Source organism: Comamonas sp. GW821-FHT11H03, from assembly GCF_058807955.1.
In genome coordinates this window covers 343,910-362,890 of record NZ_JBXARF010000005.1, presented here as the reverse complement: position 1 = coordinate 362,890, position 18,981 = coordinate 343,910, and the positions used below count along the sequence as shown (strand labels likewise).

Here is an 18,981-nt window from a genome sequence, read left to right as displayed (position 1 = left end):
GACAAAGCCAGCAGGGCTATTGAGCCCAGCCCGATGCAGACGGTGCAAGATGGCGGCGGACCCTGATTTTCCGAGCCGCCATGTTTCTTGAAGCTGCCATTGCCCTTCTGGCCTTGTTGCTAGCCCTGCTCTGCCGCCCCTGGCGCATGCTGGGCAGCCGGGCCGGCCCCGGCGGCATGCTTGACCCGGTACCGTCACCGTTGATCACACCGCTGCTGGCCATTCTGGTGCTGCTGCCCTGGGTCTGGGCGCTGCCCGAGCTGCACAAAATGCCTTTGCAACTGCACTGGTCTGGTGCACCGCTGGTGCTGCTTCTGATCGGCTGGCCGCTTGCAGTGCCGGTACTGATTGCGACAAGCGCGATTGCCTTTGCACTGGCTCCCGCACTCGGACTGCAGGACGCTCTAGGCCTGGCGGTCTGGCAGGGGCTGGTGCCGGCCACGCTGGCCATGCTCTGGGGGACAGCGGTGCGCCGCTGGTGCTGGCACAACATCTTTATCTTTATTTTCTTGCGCGGCTTCCTGGGCACGGTTGTGTGCGTGTTCATCGCGTCCCTGCTCGGCCAATGGGCCGGGCATGTGCTGCCCAATGTCAACGACGAGCTCTCGCACATGGCGCGCTGGCTCATGGCCTGGAGCGATGGCGTGACCACCGGCATGCTGACTGCGGTATTCGTGGTGTTTCGCCCGCACTGGGTGGCCACCTGGTCCGATGCCCTATACCTGCAGCCGCCTGGCAATCCTGAAAGCTGATGCCGTCGTGGCGCATCAGCTCTGCCACTTTCCCGGCCACTGCGCAAACCGCATCTTTCCCATCCGGCAAAACGCCAAGGCATTTGGCACAAGGCTTGCTCATCATCGGACTATCGCACCGGGGCAATCACCAAGCTGGTGCATATCTTGAGAAAGAGAGGGATCGCATGCTGTTCCACCCCGTTCGCGCCAGCATTGGCTTCAATATTCGCCAAGCCGTACATACCACCGCCCGCACAGGCCTGGCCTGCGCGCTGGCAGCTGGCTTTGCCGTCACGGCCCAGGCACAGGACGTCTATCCCGAACGCGCGGTCAAGGTCATAGTCGCACTGCCCGCAGGGGGCAGCGCCGACATGATTGCCCGAGTCGTGGGTCAAAAGCTGGCCAGTGAACTCAAGCAGCCTTTTGTGGTGGACAACCGCGCCGGTGCCTCGGGCCAGATCGGCACACCGGCCGTGGCACGTTCCGCCCCGGACGGCTATACGCTGATGGTCTCGCCGGCCTCATTCCTGACCACCAACAAGAGCATCTTCAAATCCCTGCCCTATGACCCCGAGGCCGACTTCGCGCCCATCAGCAAGCTGGTGAACCAGCCCATGGTGCTGGTGGTCAAGGACAGACAGAAATTCCCCAGCGTGGCTGCCGTGGTGGCGGCAGCCAAAGCCACCCCAGGCAAGCTGACCTTTGCCTCATCCGGCGACGGCAGCCCACAGCATCTGGCAGCGCTGATGTTCGAGACGCGCACCCAGGCCAAGATGCTGCACGTGCCCTACAAAGGCGGCGCGCCAGCCGTCAACGATACGCTGGCTGGCAATGTGGACATGTTGTTTGCCGTGCTGCCCGAAGCCCTGCCCCATATCCAGGCCGGCAAGCTGCATGCCCTGGCTCTGATGGCGCCCAGGCGCGCAGCCATGCTGCCCAACACCCCGACCATGGCCGAAGGCGGTTTTGCCGACCTCAACCTCTCGGCCTGGGTCGGCCTGTTCGCCCCTGCCAAGACGCCGCAGCCCGTGATCGACAAGCTCAACCGCGCCGTGCGCGTTGCACTGGACAGCGAGATCAAGACCAAACTGGGTGAAAACGGCATGGAAGTCGCGCCATCGACGCCAGAGCAGCTCAGGCAGACAGTGGCCCAGGACATCAGGCTGCATGCAGAACTGGTCAAGGCAGCAGGCATTCAGCCGCAGTAGGTGCCGCCTCGTGCAGCACCAGGGATGCAGACTCCCGGGTGAATGGCCAGCCGAAGCCAGCCACAACAGCGGATAATGGCGGCCACCTTGAGGAATGGCGCGGGCCCGATCTCCGCCACTCCCCTTTCTGCTACCCCCTCATTCGCACGACTCGCAATGACCGACGCCACCGAATTTGCTCCCGGCCTGATGATCCGCGGCTTTACCGCCCCCCAGAAGCTGGCGGACTACAAGCTCATCGCCTTTGATATGGACTCGACGCTGATCACCATCGAGTGCATCGACGAGATCGCCGACGCCACGGGTAAGAAAGCCGAAGTGGCGGCGATCACCGAAGCCACCATGCGCGGCGAAATCACCGACTTCAAAGACAGCCTGCGCCAGCGCGTAGGCAAGCTGGTCGGAGTGACCGAGGCTGACATGGCCCGCGTTCTGGCCGAACGCCTGAAACTCTCGCCGGGCGCTGAAACCCTGGTCAAGGCCGCCAAGACCGCCGGCCTGAAGGTGCTGCTGGTCTCCGGCGGCTTTACCTACTTTGCCGAGCATGTGCGCGGCCTGTTGAATATCGACTTTGTGCGTGCCAATGTGCTGGAGATCAAGGACGGTGCACTAACCGGCGGTCTGGTCGAGCAGGCCTGGGGCGATATCTGCGACGGCGCGGAAAAGCGCCGCACCTTGCTGGAAGTGGCTTCGCTGATCGGCATCGATGCCAGCCAGTGCATTGCCGTGGGCGATGGCAGCAACGACATTCCCATGATGCAGGCGGCCGGTCTGTCTGTGGCCTTCCACGCCAAGCCGCGCGTGCGCAACGAGGCCAAGGTCGCCATCAACGAAGGCGGCCTGGATCGCCTGCTGGAAGTGCTCAAATAGGCGGCGACAAGCACCCGCCCCATCAGCCGCGGCCCTGTCATCCAGGGTCAGCGGCTTTTTTGTGCCCGTTGCGGCGCGGCAAATCCCGGCAGCTTTGCTACAGTGCCATGCATCTCCCTCAACCCAGTCGAAAGGTCAGAGCATGAGCCAACTCAGAATCGCCGTCATCGTGGGCAGCCTCAGCAAGCAGTCCATCAACCGCCAGCTCGGCCAGGGCCTGGCCGCACTCATGCTGGACAAGGCCGATTTCGAATTCATCGATATCAGCCGCCTGCCGGTCTACAACCGCGACTTCGACAACACCCCCGATTTCAAGCCCTTCGACGACCTCAAGCCCCTGATTCGCGGCTGCGACGGCGTTCTGTTCGTGACGCCCGAATACAACCGCTCCATCCCCGCATCGCTCAAGAACGTGCTCGATGGCCTGAGCCGTCCCTATGGCCAATCCGTCTGGGCAGGACTGCCGGCCGCCGTGATCGGCAGCTCGCCTGGCGCGGCCGCCACGGCCATGGCCCAGCAGCACCTGCGCAATGTGCTGGTGTCGCTGGACATGCCCACCCTGCCCCAGCCCGAAGGCTTTGTGCGCTGGTCCGACACGCTGCTGGACGCCGACGGCAAGATCGGCCAGGGCAGCCATGACTTCCTCGTCAAGTACATGACACGCTTTCTCGACTGGGTGCAACTGCACCAGAAGCGCTAAACCAATCTTCCTCTGGCTCGATAGCATGCCCCGCTCACGCTCCAGGCGCTGCAGGGCACTTCAAGGCTATTTCCCTGCATTGAAGACTAGTGGAACTTTTGCGCATGCAGACTGTTCCTACAATAGCGTGCGGCCTCATACATCACACAACATCCGGCCGCTCAGGGTCTGAGCCCTGTCCTTTTACGGACAGTTTCAGTTCAGCACCTTGAAAATCCACCCATTGACTTTAAATACCATAGCAAGCAAGCCTGATGCGACAAGCGTCACAAGGCATGCTGGTTGTCTGCACCCTTGAAAAGCAGGCGACCATCTATGACAACCATGACTGGAAACCATTTCGTGAAGACTTCGTACCGTGCTGCTGCCTCCGTGATCGCTATCGCCATCGCATCGCTGACTGTGCCTTCCCTGGCTCAGGCCAAGCGCATGGGCAGCAGCAAGTCCGTTCGCCCTGCCAGCATCGGCAGCAAGGCGCCCGCTCAGCCCGCACCCGTGGCTCCTGCCGCCGCCGCGCCCAAGGCTGCTGCACCTGCCACACCCGCAGCCCCCGCCGCTGCGGCAGCTCCTGCGGCCGCTCCCGCAGCTGCAGCGGCTCCTGCCGCTCGTGGCTCCGGCATGATGGGCACCATGGCCGGCGCAGCTGTCGGCGCCGTGGCCGGCTCCATGGCTGGCAACGCCATTGCCGGCGCCATGGGTGGCGGCGACAAGGAAGCAGAAGCCAAGAAGGCCAAGGAAGAAGAGGCCAAGAAGGCTGAAGCGGAAGCCGCCGCTCTGCAAAAGAAGCTGGACGAAGCCAAGGCCAAGGCGGAAGCCGCACGCGCAGCTGCCAAGTAATCATCGGCCCGTAACCGGGCGTCAAAACAGGCTGTGCAAGAATTAAGGTCTTCCGGCTGTTTCAAAAAAGGGATGCGATTCGCATCCCTTTTTTCACCCATTTGTGCATTCCTTCGGGTGTTTCCAGCCACCTCCGGTTGCCTGGTCCGGCACATTCCTGGCAACAGACAATGTCCGAACGCCGACCATATGAGACATGCCCAGGCCTGTGAACCAATGAGGCTGGAACTGCGGCCCCTGCCAATTACGCGAAGCACAACAAGACACCGAAGATAAGCACGCATCAAGCGCCAACCGCTTGGCACCTGACAATGATGCGCCGCCAGATCCTTGTCACACGCTCCAGACCCAGGCCAGAGCCGCCGCAGCAAGAATGCAGCAAGCGGCAGCGGCCCAACGGGCGACGGCGAGTAGCGCTCCTATCGACAGCCAGCCCAGCCAGGCCACGACTCCCACGAAAAAGCCCCAGGCACGCAGACAGGGCATGACGGCCACCGCCAACATCAATGCTCCCGCGCAGCGCAACAGCCGCGATCGAGCCCGGGAAATCTCCATGGACCCCGTCAGCTGTTCATGATGACGCTCCATGGCAAAAGCCAGTGTCACCATGCCGGCAAAGGCCAGCGCAAAAGCCAGCATTGAAGCTTGCAGGGCATTCATGCTCCCATCTCCATCTTGACTGCAGGAACACGCCGTGTTGCATCGCAGCTGCGGCGCCTCAGGTAGCGCCAGGCCCAGGCAGCAAGCAATCCCAGCGCCACTCCCGCGCTCTCCCAGTCGCCGCGAGCGATCTGGACCGGCAGGCTGTCACCGACCGTGATCCAGTTCAGCAGCGGCAGCAGCAGGCACAGAACGGCCAGCAGGCCCAGCTGCTCCTGCCATGCAACGGCGGGCGCACGCACCAGGCCATGCAGCAGCGCCAGGCTCCAAAGCCCGAAGAACACCGCCAGCACATACACGGCGAAACTCCACAGCATGCCCGCCAGCACCGACTCGGCACGCGGCGCGGACAGGACCGTCGCCAGGAATACGGCCAGGGCGCTGGCCAGCAGATAGCCGCCCAGAACAGCGGCCAGCCGCCGGGATAGGACGCTGCTGCCCGCGAAGCTTAGAAAGAAGGGGGTCATGACATAAGGACAGAGAGATGGATGCCCCGGACAACCCGGGGCGAAGCAGGCCGCACGGCCCTGTCCCTATGTATGACAAACGAAAATCCAAAAAGGGTCATCCGCCCTGCGCCATGGCACAGGCCGGCTCCAGCGGCAGGGCCTGCAGCGGCGCAGGCTTGCCGGCGCCAGGCCCGCACAGAGCCTTGGCTGAACCATGGCAGTGCCAGCAGAGATCGCCAGCTGGAGCGCCGCTGCACTCAGGCCGGCTGCACCAGTGGCCTCCAGGGCAGGTGTGCTGCCTGCACTCAGAAGTCGTAGCGCATGCCCACGTTCACGCTGCGCGGCGCCCCCCAGGTGTAGTACAGGCCACCCAGGCTGCTGACGCCGGCAAAGTATTTCTTGTCCAGCACATTGTTCACATTCAAGCTCAGCGACAGATGCTTGTCGACTTGGTAGCGGGCCATCAGATCCAGCACGGCATAGGACTGCTGCGCCAGGGTGTTGTGGCTGTCGCTGGTCGAGGTCTTGCTTTGCCAGCGAGTGGCCGCTCCCAATGTCAGGCCTCGCAGCGATCCACCCTCGAAGCGGTACGTGCTGCCGAGTTTGAGCTGGTACCTGGGATACAAGCTGGAGCTGGTCAGCGAGCTGTTTTGCTGCACCAGACTGCCCTGCACCTGCCAGCCGCGCGCCAGCTCACCCGACAGCTCCAGCTCCCAGCCGCGCCGCGTGGCGCCGCTGACGGCACGGTAGGCCATTTCGCCGCCGGGGGTGAAACCACCGGATTCCTCGGCCGAGTTGTCGGTCTTCATCCAGAAGTGAGCGATGCTGGCGTTGAGCCGCTTGTCCAGGAACTCGCCCTTGGCACCAACTTCAAAGGTCTTGCCTTGCTCGGGATCCAGGGTACGTCCCTGCTCATCCTGGGCGCTTTGCGGCTTGAAGATGGTGGCGTAGCTGCCGTACAGCGAGACCTGGGGATGCACTTCATAGACCAAGCCGGCATAGGGCGTGGTGACGGTTTCGCGCATATCGTAATTCCACCAGGTGGGCGTCACATCATTCTGGCGGTACTGCGTCACACGCATGCCGGCTATCAGCTGCAGCGGATCTGCCAGGCGAAAGCGCCCTGCAGTGTAGGCATAGCGCTGGCGCTGGTTGAAGACATGGCGGTCATAGTTCCAGTTGTGGAAATCGGGCTGCGCCAGCGCGCTTCCGCCCTGGGCATAGCTCAGGCCCAAATTGGCCAGGGAAACACTCTTCGAGCTGCCGTAGAGCAGGCCGCTGTGGTAGCGCGACATGCCCATGCCGGCCAACAACTCGTGCGTGCGGCCCAGCAGTGTGAAAGGGCCTTTGACATCGAGATTGACCGACCAGTTGCGGTTATCCACGTCCTGCCACGGCAGATAGGCAGCGGTGGTGCTGTTCCAGAGATAGCCCAGTGTCATGTCGTCCATCTTCACCCTCTGATGGAAGAACTTCAGGCTTGCCGTCCAGTCATGGGCCAGACGCTGCTCCACGCTGCCGAACAGCTCGGTGCTTTCCTGTTCATAGCCCGACCAGGGCGCACCGTTGTTGAACGAGCGCGGCATCAGCCCCACTTCGGCACCCGCTGCGGTGTAGCGCTGGATGGGTCGGGTCGTGCCGAAGCCACGTGCCTCGCGCTGACGCAGCGTGATGCCCAGGTTCAGCACTGTATCGGGCGTGAGGTCGGCCTCCAGCGTGCCGAACAGCATTTTGCTGTTGCTCTTTTCGTTGTCGCGAAAGCTGCCCGCATCCGTCATGGACGTAACCACGCGGCCACGCAGCGTCCCCGCCTCGTTGAGCGAGCCGCTTGTATCGGCCTGCGCACGGTAGGTATCCCAACTGCCGGCATTGGCGCGCACGCTGGCCTGGAAGTCGCGCGTGGGACGCTTGCGGATCAGGTTGACGGTGGCGCCATAGCCGCCCTTGCCGACAACCAGTCCCGACGAGCCCTTGAGCACCTCGACACGGTCCATCTCCGCCATATCGTCCAACGCATACATGGTGCTGGTGACAAAGTACCAGCCATTGCTGAGCTGGGACATGCCGTCGACCTGCAGATTCACATCCGAGCCGCGGGCCTGGAAGTCCGTCGCGTTGTTCTGCCGATAGACGGCAATGCCCGGTGTCTGCTCCAGCACATCGACCAGCGTCTCCAGCTTGAAGTCGTCCATGCGCTGGCGTGTCATCACGCTCACCGACTGCGGCGTCTCGCGCAGAGTCAGGCCCAAACCTGTGGCCGTGCGGCTGGGACCCGTCTGGGTATAGCTGCCCGTGCCTTCCGTGGTGCCGCTGCGCTCGGCCTGGGCCGTGACACGCACCTCAGACAGTGTGCTGCCCTCTTCACTCGAGACGGGCGCTACGGCCTGCCTTTGCAAGGTATAGCTGCCGCCGGAGCGTGACACCAGCTCCAGCCCGCTGCCAGCCAGCAGGCGTTGCAGTGCCTCGCGCGGCGTATAGCTGCCGGAAAGCACCGGGCTTTGCCGACCTTGTGTGAGCGCAGGATCGAACGACAGTGCCATGCCAGCCGTAGCCGCAACCTCGGACAGCACCCGGCCCAGCGGGCCTGCTTCTATCCGGTAGGCCTGAGCTTGCCCCGCTGCAGGCGGCTCGGCAGCCTGCACGGAGGTCGCCGCCAGCGCCCAGCCCAGCAAGGCAAGCTGCGCGGCGCGCGCAACGGGGCTGAATACAGGATTCGATAGGGAACGGGAGGCCATGGAAGCAGGCATGAAAGACAGTCCTTTGGAAGCAAAAATGAGTGGTTCACCTTGCTTGCCAAACAACTTTCCAGAAAGTCTCACCTTCGTGCAATTTTTAGAGGATGCCTTGTTAGTGAACTCAGCGGGCCGCCACCGTGACCCAGTAACCCTGCCAGCGCCGATGCACCGTCACGGCATAGGTTTCGACCAGCATGGCCAAGGCACGATCAGTATCGGCCAAGGGATACGCGCCCGACACTTTGATGGACACCGCCTCCGGGGCACACTGCAGCAGACCAGGCCGGTAACGCGACAACTGGGCGCAGACTTCTGCCATGGGCATGGCATCCGCCACCAACATGCCGTGCACCCAGGCCAGTTGCTGCGGCCCTGCCGTCTGCAGACCCCCTGCTCCCAGTGCAGTCAACCTCGCCCAGTTGCCCGCGGGCACCACCAGCGCGGGCCGGGAGGCTGCGCTCAATGTGACTTCGACCGCGCCCTGGGTCACGGCCAGATCCACGAATTTTCCTTCGTTGTTCTGCTGCACCGAAAAGCGTGTGCCCAGCGCCCTCAGACGCCCCATGGCCGTCGCCACCAGCAACGGTCGGTCCACGCCACTGGGATCGGCGGCAGTTTCCAGCAGGATCGAGCCCCGGTGCAGATGTATCAGGCGCTGATGAGCATCAAACCGGATATCGACGGCCGTTCCTGTATCCAGCAGCAAACGGCTGCCATCGGCCAATGTCACGAGGCGCTGCTCGCCCGTGACAGTACGCAGATCGGCTGCCCATCCCTGCTGCTGCGCCACACGCCAGCTCATCCAGCCACCGGGCACGGCGGCCAGCAAAACAGCCAGCTTGGCCACTGCGGCCCGTCGGCTGCGGCGCTGCGATCGGCCCAGCGCCGGCATGGCCAGCGCTGGCGGCAACCCTCCCAGCTTGTCCATCAGCCGCTCGGCCCGCATCCAGGCACCTTCATGGGCGGGACTGGCCTGGCGCCAACGCTCGAGGGCGACTCGTTCGGCAGCCGTCAGGCCTTCATCGTTCAGACGGACCAGCCAGTGCGCAGCTTCGTCCAGCAAACGTGCATCCATTGCAGTCATTCCATCAGCGCCAGACACTGTCTGAAAGCCTGGGCCATGTAGCGCTTGACGCTGGTCAGCGACACGCCCAGCTGCAAGGCGATATCGTCGTACTTCATGTCCTCCAGCTGTGAAAGCAAAAAAGTGCGCCGTACCAGCGGCGGCAGGGCATCAAGCATGGCATCTATCTCATGCAGAGCCTCCAGTACCAGGGCCCGGTGCTCAGGCGACGGCGCTTCAAGTTCGGGCAACAGGGCCAGAGCCTCCAGATAGGCACGCTCCAGCGCCTGCCGCCGGCACCAGTTGACCAGCACCCCTTTGGCCACTGTGGTCAGATAAGCGCGCGGCGACTCTATGCGCGGCGGCTCACGCACGCCCAGGATACGGACAAAAGTGTCTTGCGTCAGATCTGCTGCATCAAAGGCATTGCCGACCTTTCGGCGCAACCAGCCCTGCAACCAGCCGTGATGATCTGTGTAAAGCGCCGCGACTTCACGATGGGAGGCTGTTTCGACAACGGGCATGGTGCAACGGGGAATAAATCTCAAACAGACCTCAAATGATATCAATTCTCATTTCAGTTTTGTTCAATGCCGTCACTATTTCCGTATATGTTTCAGCTCCATCCTCTGCCGGGCCGCATCACCTTGCGCCTGCGACAAGCGTGGAGGAAGGACTCGGCCCTGCACAATCACTCACAAGCAATACGTCCATGCCTGGAGCTCCACTTCTGGCCATTCGCGCACTCGGCATACCCTCTCGGGCGCCTGCTCGCAGCAACCTCCCAACACCTGTTGGATGATTGCAAGACTATTGCGCTGTTGAGCTCTGCGATGCTTTACTCGGCAGGTGATTGGTACAAATGTCCAGATCCGAGCCGTTTCCGATCCAGGTTGGTATTCAAGGACCTCAAGAATCAAGATGACAAGCTTTCGCTCTCACAAGCTTTTGCATCGCATCGTGCTTGGCAACCTGCTGGTAGCGGCCTTGCTGTGCTTTGCCACGTGGCTGGGCGTGCATGCCAATTACCGCGCGGACATGGACCTGGGAGTAGCCGTCACCAGGCATCAGGCGCGCAGCCTGAGTTTGGAACTGGCTGCTGAGGTGCGACTCGTTGACAACGCTCTGTCATCGATTGCCAGTCGTTACCGCGCGCGCAGCCTTGACGGCCTTGCCGCTGCCGACTTTGCCTTGTACGAAATGCTCCAGGAGCAGCGTGCCCTGATTCCTTTTGTCACCGCCCTGCGCATCACAGACAGTGCAGGCGAAGTACTCATCACTCCCAGCGAAATTGATGTGCCGTTTTCAGTGGCGGAACGCGCCTATTTCGCTCAAGCCCGCGAAACAGACCGAATGGTGGTGTCTGAGCCTTTGATCAGCCATTCCTTCGGAAAATGGTCTATCGTGCTGGCAAGGCGTCTTCAGGCCGAGGGCGGCCAATTCCAGGGCATCGTCTATGCCATTGTCGCGGCCGAGCATTTTCACCAGCTATTCCAGCGCCAGTCGTTCGGCTCGAGCAGTGCCATGGCATTGCGCACCGACCAGGCAGTGCTGGTAGCGCGCTATCCGGCTGCAAGCCAGGACGCCGACGCAGGTATCGGCAAGGCCGCCGTCTCGTCTGAATATCACCAGGCCATCACCCGCAACAGCGAGGAAGGCTGGTACATCACACCGACCCTGATCGATGGCGTGGAGCGCATCACGGCCTACCATCGGCTGCCTGGATATCCTCTGACGGTGTTTACCGGGCTCGGCACGGAAGCCTATATGGCCATGTGGCGTGCCTCAGCTTGGCGTGCCTGGAGTCTCGCCGGCTTGTGCATCGCCCTGATCGCTATGGGTTCGGTGGCAATGTACCGGCTGCAGCAGCGTGAACGCCGCATCCGCAAAGAGCAGGAGCTGGTCATCGACAATGATCTGATCGGCATGGCTCGCCTGCGTGCGCGCAAGATCGTCTGGACCAACCCCGCCATGCGCCGTCTGCTCAAGCAGCCAGCAGTTGCACTGCAGGGCGCATCCACGCGCATGCTTTACCCGGACGAAGCCTCCTACAGGCGTATCGGCGAAAAAGCCTATGCCTCCTTGCTGGCTCGGGGCAAATTTCACGCGCAGTTCCAGGTGCAAAATGCCGAGGGCAAGCTCTTGTGGGTGGATGCATCCGGCACCCTGCTGAATGCAGAAGAGTCGCTATGGATTCTGGTGGACATCGACGCCCTCAAGCGAGGTGAACAAGCCGCCAACCACCTTGCCAACCACGACGCTCTGACGGGTCTGGCGAACCGCCGCGCACTTGAGGAAACGCTGAACCAGGAGCTGGCCGATGGCCAGATGCTTGCCGTGTGCTTCATGGATCTGGATGGTTTCAAACAGGTCAATGACACCCAGGGTCACGACGCAGGCGACGAAGTTTTACGTGTGGTGGCTGCCCGACTGACGGCCCAGGCTCGTGCCGGCGACTGCGTTGCCCGCCTGGGCGGCGATGAGTTCGTGGTGCTGCTATCCGGCTTGCGAACTTCCGGTGAGGCCATGTCTGTCATGAAGCGCTGCATGGAAGCCGTGCGTCAGCCCATTGCGCTAAATGGTGGAGTGATGGTGCAAGTCGGCAGCAGCATCGGTATTTCCATCAGCACCGCAGGTAGTTCCTCGGCCAACCTGATGCAGAGCGCGGACGAAGCCATGTACTCAGCCAAGCATGCAGGCAAGGGACGCATTGTTCAGCATTCGGACCTCTCGCAAGACTCCGAGGCGTGAGAGCGCCCCCCGCGACCAGCTCCATCCATATATGTCCAGAGCCGGGAATTGACAACGCCTTAGGAGCCAAAACAGGGCATTTTGGAGACTCACGGCCCGGCCGCAATCAGCCAAGCCCAAAGGCCAGCTACCTGCGTCCGACCCAGGGCGAGCGCCCAGGGCTTATGCAGGCCCGCCTTCCGCATATTCATCGAGCCGCCTGGCGCCATCACTGCCGAGGCCCTCTCTGCGGCCTATTCCTGTGCTCTTGACGGCAGCCCTGCAGCTTTGCGAATGGGCTCCAGCAAACCGCTGAGTCCGTTGTGATCAAGCTCCTGCATCAAAGCCAGCAACTGACCGATCTCGCCTTTGGGAAAGCCCTCGCGGGCAAACCAGTTGAGGTAGTTACCGGGCAGATCGGCAATCAAACGGCCCTTGTACTTGCCATAAGGCATAGGCACGCGCACCAGGCGCTCCAGCATTTCGGGATTCATGGCAGTCAATCGGAAGGAAATTTTGTATAAAAAACGACGCTCTTATAACCAAATAAGAAAAATGTCCTGCAGACGTTGGTACACCGCACTAGACTATGCACCTTAGTTCACTGCGGTCCAGACGAGGCCCGGAATTTATTGCAACTTGCTGAAGAAGGTCAGAACCAATGTTGAAGAAAGCTCTCTCTGCTATCGCTATTGCCACTCTGGCGCTGTCGGCCCAAGCTGCTGACGTGCTCAAGGTAGGTGCCACGGCCGTTCCTCACGCCGAAATCCTCAATCACATCAAGCCCGCACTGAAGGCTCAGGGCATTGATCTGGAAATCAAGGAGTTCAGCGACTACGTGCAGCCCAACGCCGCCGTGGAAGACAAGCAACTGGATGCCAACTTCTTCCAGCACCAGCCCTATCTGGACAGCTACAACAAGGACCGCAAGACCTCGCTGGTGGCCGTCCCCAACGGCAAGGTTCATGTGGAGCCCTTCGGAGCCTACTCCAGCAAGATCAAGAACATCAAGGATCTGAAGAATGGCGCTACCGTGGCCATTCCCAACGACCCCTCCAACGGCGGCCGAGCACTGATTCTGCTGGTCAAGCATGGCCTGATCGAGCTCAAGGATCCCAAGAGCCTGACCCCTACTGCTCTGGACATCGTCAAGAACCCCAAGAAGCTGAAGTTCAAGGAACTGGAAGCGCCTTTGCTGCCCCGCGCCTTGGCTGATGTCGACCTGGCTCTGATCAACACCAACTACGCAATCGAAGCCAAGCTCAACCCCACTAAAGATGCCCTGTTCATCGAAGGTGCCGATTCGCCCTACACCAATATCGTGGTGGCTCGCAAGGATCGCGCCAACGGCGCCGACATTGCCAAGCTGATGAGCGCTCTGCACTCTGCAGACACCAAGAAGTTCATCCAGGAAAAGTACAAGGGCGCCGTGGTTCCTGCGTTCTGATTCGCAAAAGCCTTATAAGCGTTGGCGCACCCCTCCTCGACAGGGGGTGACGACCGCGCTGCGAAGGATGAGATGGGCACAGGTTCCTGCTGTGGTCCCGGGGCCGGACAGAACCGGCCGCCGACCACACTTGACGACCTGACCCAGAAAAAAGCGCTGCTTCTGCAGCGCTTTTTCTTTTTATTTGATAGCTTTCAGCGCTTTACAGGCAATGGTTTAACGCAATTTTCACTGGAGATTTTTCAATGTGAGGGTGCAGGCACCGAGTGCAGCAAAACCGGTGTCTCGCCATCGCCGTTGACGCTCTCCAGATGCACGCCAAATCCCCACAGGCGAGCCACATGCTTGAGAACCTCCTGTGCATCTTCTGCCAGCGGCCTACCCTTGTACTGGGTATGCCGCAGAGTAAGACTGCGGTCGCCGCGCAGATTCACGCTCCAGGCCTGAATATTGGGCTCGCGCGTCCCGAGGTCGTATTGCTGAGACAGCAACTGGCGCAGCGTGCGGTAGCCATCTTCGTCGTGAATGGCACTGACCAGAACATCACGTTCGTCAGGGTCATCGTGCAAAGAGAACAAACGCATGTCGCGCATCAGGTGCGGACTCAGAAACTGGCCGACAAAGCTCTCGTCCTTGTAATTGCGCATGGCGTGGTGCAGCGCCGGCAGCCAGGGCGTACCTGCCATGTCGGGAAACCAGCGGCGATCTTCCTCGGTCGGCTTTTCGCAGATCCGCCGAATATCGCGGTACATGGCAAAGCCCAGCGCATAAGGATTGATGCCGCTGAAGGCCCGGTGACCAGCGGGAGGCTGGTAGATCACATTGGTATGCGATGACAGCCACTCCAGCATCACGCCATCGGTCAGCCAGCCCTCGTCATACAGCGTGTTGAGCAATGTGTAATGCCAGAAGGTGGCCCAGCCCTCATTCATCACCTGAGTCTGGCGCTGCGGATAGAAATACTGCGCGATCTTGCGCACGATGCGCACGATCTCTCGTTGCCAGGGTTCGAGCAACGGAGCGTTCTTCTCGATGAAATAGAGGATGTTCTCTTCGGGCTCTCGGGGAAAGCGCTCGCTGCCTTGCGTCGTACTGTCCTTGTCTTTGTCCCTTCGTGCTGGAAGGGTGCGCCACAGCACATTGACCTGTTGCTGCACATAGGTTTCACGCGCCTCTCTCTCGGCGCGCTCGCGCGACAGACTTTTATGCGAGGGACGGCAATAGCGGTCCACACCAAAGTTCGACAACGCATGGCAGGAGTCCAGCAACTGCTCCACGGTGTCGAAGCCATAGCGTTCTTCGCATTGCGCCACATAGTCGCGCGCATAGACGAGATAGTCGATGATGCTGCCCGCGTCAGACCACATGCGAAACAGATAGTTGTTCTTGAAAAAGCTGTTGTGCCCATAGGCCGCGTGAGCAATCACCAGAGCCTGCATGGCCGTGCTGTTCTCCTCCATCAGATAGCTGATGCAAGGGTTGGCATTGATGACGATCTCATAGGCCAGTCCCATGTGACCTCGTCGGTAGCGGCGCTCCGTGGCCAGAAACTCCTTGCCATAGCTCCAGTGCCGGTAGTTGACCGGCATGCCCACGCTGGAATAGGCATCCATCATCTGCTCAGCAGTGATGATCTCCAGCTGATTCGGATAGGTATCCAGGCCGTAGCGTTCAGCCGTGGCCGCAATCGCCGCGTGATACTGCTCGATCAGTTCGAAAGTCCAGTCGCTGGGATCGGGCAAGGGAGACGCCGGTCGCTGGGACGCCATCAAAGGCGCCTGCGGCACATCGCGAAAGCGCGGCTCACCCTGGACATGCGAATTTCCGGCCTTTCTGCTGGCGCTGAGATCCAGCACGGGATAGAGATTGAGGTTCATATCGATACCCCATCCTTCTTGAAGAGATCGCGGAACACCGGATAGATCTCGTTGGCTGCGGATACCTTGCGCATGGCGAAATGGGGGAACAGCGGCAGCAGGCGGCTGTACTCTTCCCAGAGACTCTGCTCCTCGAGCACTACTTGCAGGTAAGCGTAGTAGCGCACCAGTGGCAATATTCTCTCGGCCAGAAGGCTGTGGCATTTGCCGCCGTCGTCGCTGAAGTTGTCGCCATCGCTGGCCTGGGCGACATAGATATTCCAGTCGTTGACCGGGTAGCGGGCCCTGATGATCTGTTCGAGCAGGACCAGCGCGCTGCTGACTACCGTGCCGCCGCTTTCCGTGGAGTGAAAGAACTCGTCTTCGCTGACCTCTGCGGCCTGGGTGTGGTGGCGGATGAAAACAATCTCGATCTTGTCGTAATGCCTTGTGAGAAACAGATACAGCAGGATGAAAAAGCGCTTGGCCAGCTCCTTGCGCTCCTGATCCATGGAACCGGACACGTCCATCACGCAGAACATCACGGCCTGGCTGCTGGGCACAGGCACCTTGCTGCGATTGCGAAAGCGCAGATCCAGTTGCTCCAGGAACGGCACTGCGCCGATACGCTCACGCAAGGTATCGATACGGCGTTGCAACTCGGCTACGGACTCACTGGTGCCATCATCCTGCGCCAGCAGAGTTTCAAGCTGTTCTTCCAGTACCTTGAGCTCACGGTGTGGAGCTTTGGTCAGTGCAATGCGCCGCCCCAGGGCGCCGCGCATGGTGCGCACCAGCGCCAGATTGCTGGGCGTGCCGTCATGGCTGTAGCCGGCGCGCCTTGTCTTGTATTGCAAGGTATTGCCGATGTGATTGCGCAGCAGGCGCGGCAGGGCCAGATCTTCAAAGAAAAGCTCCATGAACTCTTCCTTGGTCAAGGTGAAAGTAAAGTCATCCTGCCCCTCGCCGCTATCGCTGGCCTGCGATCCCGAACCTCCGCTCCCACCAGGCGGCCGGGCAATGCGATCACCGCGCACATGCTCGCGATTGCCGGGCAGCACCATATCGCGGATACCACCCTGACCATGCCTGAAGACCGGCTCCTGAATGTCTTTTTTCGGAATGGTGATGCTTTCCGCCTGATCGATGTGGCGGATGTCGCGCGCAGACACGGCTTTGCGCACCGCCTCCGCGATCTGCTCTTTGAAACGCCGCACAAACCGCTCGCGGTTGCCCACCGATTTATTCTTGCCTGCGAGCCTGCGGTCGATGATATGCAGTGCCATCTGTGCTCCCATCTCCAGGGACTGTTCTCAATCATCGCGCCGGTGGCCGCCCAGGACGACCACCGGTCCGTCGGTCAGCTGCTCTTGCGCACGCGCAGATACCACTCGCAAAGCAGACGCACCTGCTTGGGCGTATAGCCCTTGGCTTCCATGCGAGTGACGAAGTCCTCGTGCTTGCGCGCATCTTCGGCACTGGCCTTGGCGTTGAAGCTGATGACCGGCAGCAACTCCTCGGTGTTGGAGAACATCTTCTTCTCGATCACCACGCGCAGCTTCTCGTAACTGGTCCAGCTGGGGTTCTTGCCCTGGTTGTTGGCCCTGGCCCGCAGCACAAAGTTGACGATCTCGTTGCGGAAGTCCTTGGGGTTCGCAATGCCGGCCGGCTTTTCAACCTTCTCCAGCTCGGCATTGAGCGCATTGCGATCAAACACCTCGCCGGTATCGGTGTCGCGGTATTCGCTGTCCTGAATCCAGTAATCGGCGTAGGTGACGTATCGGTCAAAGATGTTCTGGCCGTACTCGCTGTAGCTCTCCAGATAGGCAGTCTGGATTTCCTTGCCGATGAACTCGGCATAGCGCTGGGACAGATATTCCTTGATGAAACCTATGTACTTGGTCTCCAGCTCGGCCGGAAATTGCTCGCGCTCGATCTGCCGCTCCAGCACATACATCAGGTGCACGGGGTTGGCCGCCACTTCGGTGCTGTCGTAATTGAAGACCTTGGCCAGTATTTTGAAGGCAAAGCGGGTGGAGATGCCCTCCATGCCCTCGTCCACGCCCGCGTAGTCACGGTATTCCTGATAGCTCTTGGCGCGCGGATCCGTGTCCTTGAGGCTTTCGCCGTCATAGACCTGCATCTTGCTGAAGATGCTGGAGTTCTCTGGCTCCTTGAGGCGCGTGAGCACGGAGAACTGCGCCATCATCTTGAGCGTGCCAGGCGCGCAGATGGCATTGGCCAGCGAAGACTCCCGGATCAGCTTCTCGTAGATGCGGACCTCCTCGCTCACGCGCAGGCAATAAGGCACCTTGACAATGTAGATACGATCGAGAAACGCCTCGTTGTTGCGGTTGTTGCGGAAGGCTTTCCATTCGCTTTCATTGCTGTGTGCCAGCACCACGCCGTCAAACGGAATCGCACCAAAGCCTTCCGTGCCCTTGTAATTGCCTTCCTGCGTAGCCGTCAGCAAGGGGTGCAGCACCTTGATCGGAGCCTTGAACATTTCCACGAACTCCAGCAGACCCTGATTGGCCAGGCACAGGCCACCAGAGTAACTGTAGGCGTCGGTGTCGTCTTGCGAAAAGTTCTCCAGCTTGCGAATGTCCACCTTGCCCACCAGGCTGGAAATATCCTGGTTGTTCTCATCGCCGGGCTCGGTCTTGGCAATGCCTATCTGCTTGAGAATGCTGGGGTAGCGTTTGACCACTCGGAACTGGCGAATGTCTCCGCCGAACTCCTCCAGCCGCTTCACGGCCCAGGGCGAGAGTACATGCTGCAGGCTGCGACGCGGAATGCCGAACTCATCTTCCAGTACCGGACCGTCTTCCACGGGGTCGAACAAACCTAGTGGCGACTCGTTCACCGGCGATCCCTTGAGCGCGTAGAACGGTGCCTTTTGCATCAGGTATTTGAGACGCTCGGCAATCGAGCTCTTACCGCCGCCAACAGGTCCCAGCAGATAGAGAATCTGTTTGCGCTCCTCCAGACCCTGGGCCGCATGGCGAAAGAAGCTCACCACCTGCTCGATGGCATCTTCCATGCCGTAGAACTCAGAAAACGCGGGGTAGCGGCGGATGACCTTGTTGGCAAACAGACGCGACAGCACAGGATCGTTGCGGGTATCTACCATTTCGGGTTCACCGATGACGGACAGCATGCGCTGCGAGGCTCCGGCGTAGGCCATGGGATCACGCTGGCAAAGGCTAAGGTACTCGTCCAGCGACATTTCTTCTTCACGCAGACGAGCGTAGCGTGCTGCGGAATTGCTGATGACATCCATATGACCTCCCGTGGCGGCACCAGGGCTCGAATCAGTGCCGCAAAGTTGCAAGGCATTCGTTACCGTGTGCGTCCGTTGTAGCACCTCGCTCCTAATTTGAATAGACCGAGATTCCTACAAATACGCAGTAGCCACGACAGCCAAAACCGCAAACCGGATAGCGCAAAAATCGGTCAAAAAATATGACTCGAAATGAGCATAGAAGTCTGTCCACATGGAAGCATAAAGCCCACTATCTATCTGCCATCATTCAAGATTTCGTCGACTCGAAAAACTGATCGGAGCATCGCCTTACAGGCAATCTGGGTGACAAAAAAAACGCTGAACAAGCAGCGTTTAGAACTATTGCAGCTACAGAAAACAGAGCTTGCTGCTTAAATTTCAAGGGTTATTCACTAGAAATATTTAA

General features: G+C 60.5%; 15 protein-coding genes and 1 pseudogene. 7 read left to right on the top strand and 9 right to left on the bottom strand.

Translation table 11 applies throughout. The features are described from left to right. Nucleotides 1-80: 80 nt before the first annotated feature. The 5 genes from AC1RTQ_RS14075 to AC1RTQ_RS14055 all read left to right on the top strand — a co-directional run bounded on the left by AC1RTQ_RS14075 (nt 81) and on the right by AC1RTQ_RS14055 (nt 4,349). A complete protein-coding gene (locus AC1RTQ_RS14075) occupies nt 81-752 on the top strand; it encodes a hypothetical protein (protein WP_492876580.1) in 672 nt (223 codons plus the stop codon). A 167-nt stretch (nt 753-919) separates the two neighbouring features. Further along, complete coding sequence (locus tag AC1RTQ_RS14070; RefSeq protein WP_492876578.1) at nt 920-1,942, top strand: Bug family tripartite tricarboxylate transporter substrate binding protein; 1,023 nt, start codon at nt 920-922, stop codon at nt 1,940-1,942. 156 nt (nt 1,943-2,098) lie between these two features. Continuing rightward, a complete protein-coding gene (gene serB, locus AC1RTQ_RS14065; RefSeq protein WP_492876576.1) occupies nt 2,099-2,812 on the top strand; it encodes a phosphoserine phosphatase SerB in 714 nt (237 codons plus the stop codon). 142 nt (nt 2,813-2,954) lie between these two features. After that, on the top strand, nt 2,955-3,512 hold the full coding sequence (locus AC1RTQ_RS14060; protein ID WP_492876574.1) for an NADPH-dependent FMN reductase: 558 nt from the start codon (nt 2,955-2,957) through the stop codon (nt 3,510-3,512). Between the two features lie 315 nt (nt 3,513-3,827). Further along, complete coding sequence (locus tag AC1RTQ_RS14055; RefSeq protein ID WP_492876572.1) at nt 3,828-4,349, top strand: ABC transporter substrate-binding protein; 522 nt, start codon at nt 3,828-3,830, stop codon at nt 4,347-4,349. Nucleotides 4,350-4,682: 333 nt separating this feature from the next. Here AC1RTQ_RS14055 and AC1RTQ_RS14050 read toward each other — a convergent pair whose 3' ends face one another. The 5 genes and pseudogenes from AC1RTQ_RS14050 to AC1RTQ_RS14030 form a co-directional block, all read right to left on the bottom strand. Then, on the bottom strand, nt 4,683-5,009 hold the full coding sequence (locus AC1RTQ_RS14050; RefSeq protein ID WP_492876570.1) for a DUF3325 domain-containing protein: 327 nt from the start codon (nt 5,007-5,009) through the stop codon (nt 4,683-4,685). Next, nucleotides 5,006-5,311 (bottom strand): annotated as a pseudogene (locus tag AC1RTQ_RS14045) (PepSY domain-containing protein); the annotation flags it as partial. The pseudogene AC1RTQ_RS14045 and the gene AC1RTQ_RS14050, both read right to left, overlap by 4 nt. 452 nt (nt 5,312-5,763) lie before the next feature. Continuing rightward, nucleotides 5,764-8,205: a TonB-dependent siderophore receptor gene (locus AC1RTQ_RS14040; RefSeq protein ID WP_492876568.1), complete on the bottom strand. Its 2,442-nt coding sequence runs from the start codon at nt 8,203-8,205 to the stop codon at nt 5,764-5,766. Nucleotides 8,206-8,314: 109 nt separating this feature from the next. Then, nucleotides 8,315-9,268 (bottom strand): FecR domain-containing protein, encoded by a 954-nt coding sequence (locus AC1RTQ_RS14035; RefSeq protein WP_492876566.1) that lies wholly within the window; start codon nt 9,266-9,268, stop codon nt 8,315-8,317. A gap of 5 nt (nt 9,269-9,273) precedes the next feature. Beyond that, nucleotides 9,274-9,780: a sigma-70 family RNA polymerase sigma factor gene (locus AC1RTQ_RS14030; protein WP_492876564.1), complete on the bottom strand. Its 507-nt coding sequence runs from the start codon at nt 9,778-9,780 to the stop codon at nt 9,274-9,276. Between the two features lie 397 nt (nt 9,781-10,177). On the opposite strand from AC1RTQ_RS14030, the gene AC1RTQ_RS14025 reads away from it, so the two are divergent. Further along, entirely contained in the window at nt 10,178-12,007 is a 1,830-nt protein-coding gene (locus AC1RTQ_RS14025) for a sensor domain-containing diguanylate cyclase (RefSeq protein ID WP_492876562.1), read from the top strand. Nucleotides 12,008-12,240: 233 nt separating this feature from the next. Here AC1RTQ_RS14025 and AC1RTQ_RS14020 read toward each other — a convergent pair whose 3' ends face one another. Then, complete coding sequence (locus AC1RTQ_RS14020) at nt 12,241-12,480, bottom strand: DUF3820 family protein (RefSeq protein WP_343496268.1); 240 nt, start codon at nt 12,478-12,480, stop codon at nt 12,241-12,243. A gap of 167 nt (nt 12,481-12,647) precedes the next feature. Here AC1RTQ_RS14020 and AC1RTQ_RS14015 point away from each other — a divergent pair, with 167 nt between their 5' ends. Next, nucleotides 12,648-13,433: a MetQ/NlpA family ABC transporter substrate-binding protein gene (locus AC1RTQ_RS14015; protein ID WP_302091153.1), complete on the top strand. Its 786-nt coding sequence runs from the start codon at nt 12,648-12,650 to the stop codon at nt 13,431-13,433. Between the two features lie 242 nt (nt 13,434-13,675). On the opposite strand, the gene AC1RTQ_RS14010 is transcribed toward AC1RTQ_RS14015, so the two are convergent. The 3 genes from AC1RTQ_RS14010 to AC1RTQ_RS14000 form a co-directional block, all read right to left on the bottom strand. Then, nucleotides 13,676-15,310 (bottom strand): SpoVR family protein, encoded by a 1,635-nt coding sequence (locus AC1RTQ_RS14010; RefSeq protein ID WP_492876559.1) that lies wholly within the window; start codon nt 15,308-15,310, stop codon nt 13,676-13,678. After that, nucleotides 15,307-16,575: a YeaH/YhbH family protein gene (locus AC1RTQ_RS14005; RefSeq protein WP_492876557.1), complete on the bottom strand. Its 1,269-nt coding sequence runs from the start codon at nt 16,573-16,575 to the stop codon at nt 15,307-15,309. Before AC1RTQ_RS14005 ends, AC1RTQ_RS14010 begins: the two co-directional genes overlap by 4 nt. Before the next feature lie 74 nt (nt 16,576-16,649). Next, complete coding sequence (locus AC1RTQ_RS14000; RefSeq protein WP_409816484.1) at nt 16,650-18,572, bottom strand: PrkA family serine protein kinase; 1,923 nt, start codon at nt 18,570-18,572, stop codon at nt 16,650-16,652. Nucleotides 18,573-18,981 lie beyond the last annotated feature (409 nt).

Bases quoted from the DNA above. Each gene is read 5' to 3' on its own strand.
- AC1RTQ_RS14050 (WP_492876570.1), bottom strand. From the start codon at position 5,009: ATGAATGCCCTGCAAGCTTCAATGCTGGCTTTTGCGCTGGCCTTTGCC.
- AC1RTQ_RS14015 (WP_302091153.1), top strand. From the start codon at position 12,648: ATGTTGAAGAAAGCTCTCTCTGCTATCGCTATTGCCACTCTGGCGCTG.
- AC1RTQ_RS14005 (WP_492876557.1), bottom strand. From the start codon at position 16,575: ATGGCACTGCATATCATCGACCGCAGGCTCGCAGGCAAGAATAAATCG.
- AC1RTQ_RS14000 (WP_409816484.1), bottom strand. From the start codon at position 18,572: ATGGATGTCATCAGCAATTCCGCAGCACGCTACGCTCGTCTGCGTGAA.
- AC1RTQ_RS14060 (WP_492876574.1), top strand. From the start codon at position 2,955: ATGAGCCAACTCAGAATCGCCGTCATCGTGGGCAGCCTCAGCAAGCAG.
- AC1RTQ_RS14025 (WP_492876562.1), top strand. From the start codon at position 10,178: ATGACAAGCTTTCGCTCTCACAAGCTTTTGCATCGCATCGTGCTTGGC.
- AC1RTQ_RS14070 (WP_492876578.1), top strand. From the start codon at position 920: ATGCTGTTCCACCCCGTTCGCGCCAGCATTGGCTTCAATATTCGCCAA.
- AC1RTQ_RS14020 (WP_343496268.1), bottom strand. From the start codon at position 12,480: ATGAATCCCGAAATGCTGGAGCGCCTGGTGCGCGTGCCTATGCCTTAT.
- AC1RTQ_RS14035 (WP_492876566.1), bottom strand. From the start codon at position 9,268: ATGGATGCACGTTTGCTGGACGAAGCTGCGCACTGGCTGGTCCGTCTG.
- AC1RTQ_RS14040 (WP_492876568.1), bottom strand. From the start codon at position 8,205: ATGCCTGCTTCCATGGCCTCCCGTTCCCTATCGAATCCTGTATTCAGC.
- AC1RTQ_RS14075 (WP_492876580.1), top strand. From the start codon at position 81: ATGTTTCTTGAAGCTGCCATTGCCCTTCTGGCCTTGTTGCTAGCCCTG.
- AC1RTQ_RS14055 (WP_492876572.1), top strand. From the start codon at position 3,828: ATGACAACCATGACTGGAAACCATTTCGTGAAGACTTCGTACCGTGCT.
- AC1RTQ_RS14030 (WP_492876564.1), bottom strand. From the start codon at position 9,780: ATGCCCGTTGTCGAAACAGCCTCCCATCGTGAAGTCGCGGCGCTTTAC.
- AC1RTQ_RS14010 (WP_492876559.1), bottom strand. From the start codon at position 15,310: ATGAACCTCAATCTCTATCCCGTGCTGGATCTCAGCGCCAGCAGAAAG.
- serB (WP_492876576.1), top strand. From the start codon at position 2,099: ATGACCGACGCCACCGAATTTGCTCCCGGCCTGATGATCCGCGGCTTT.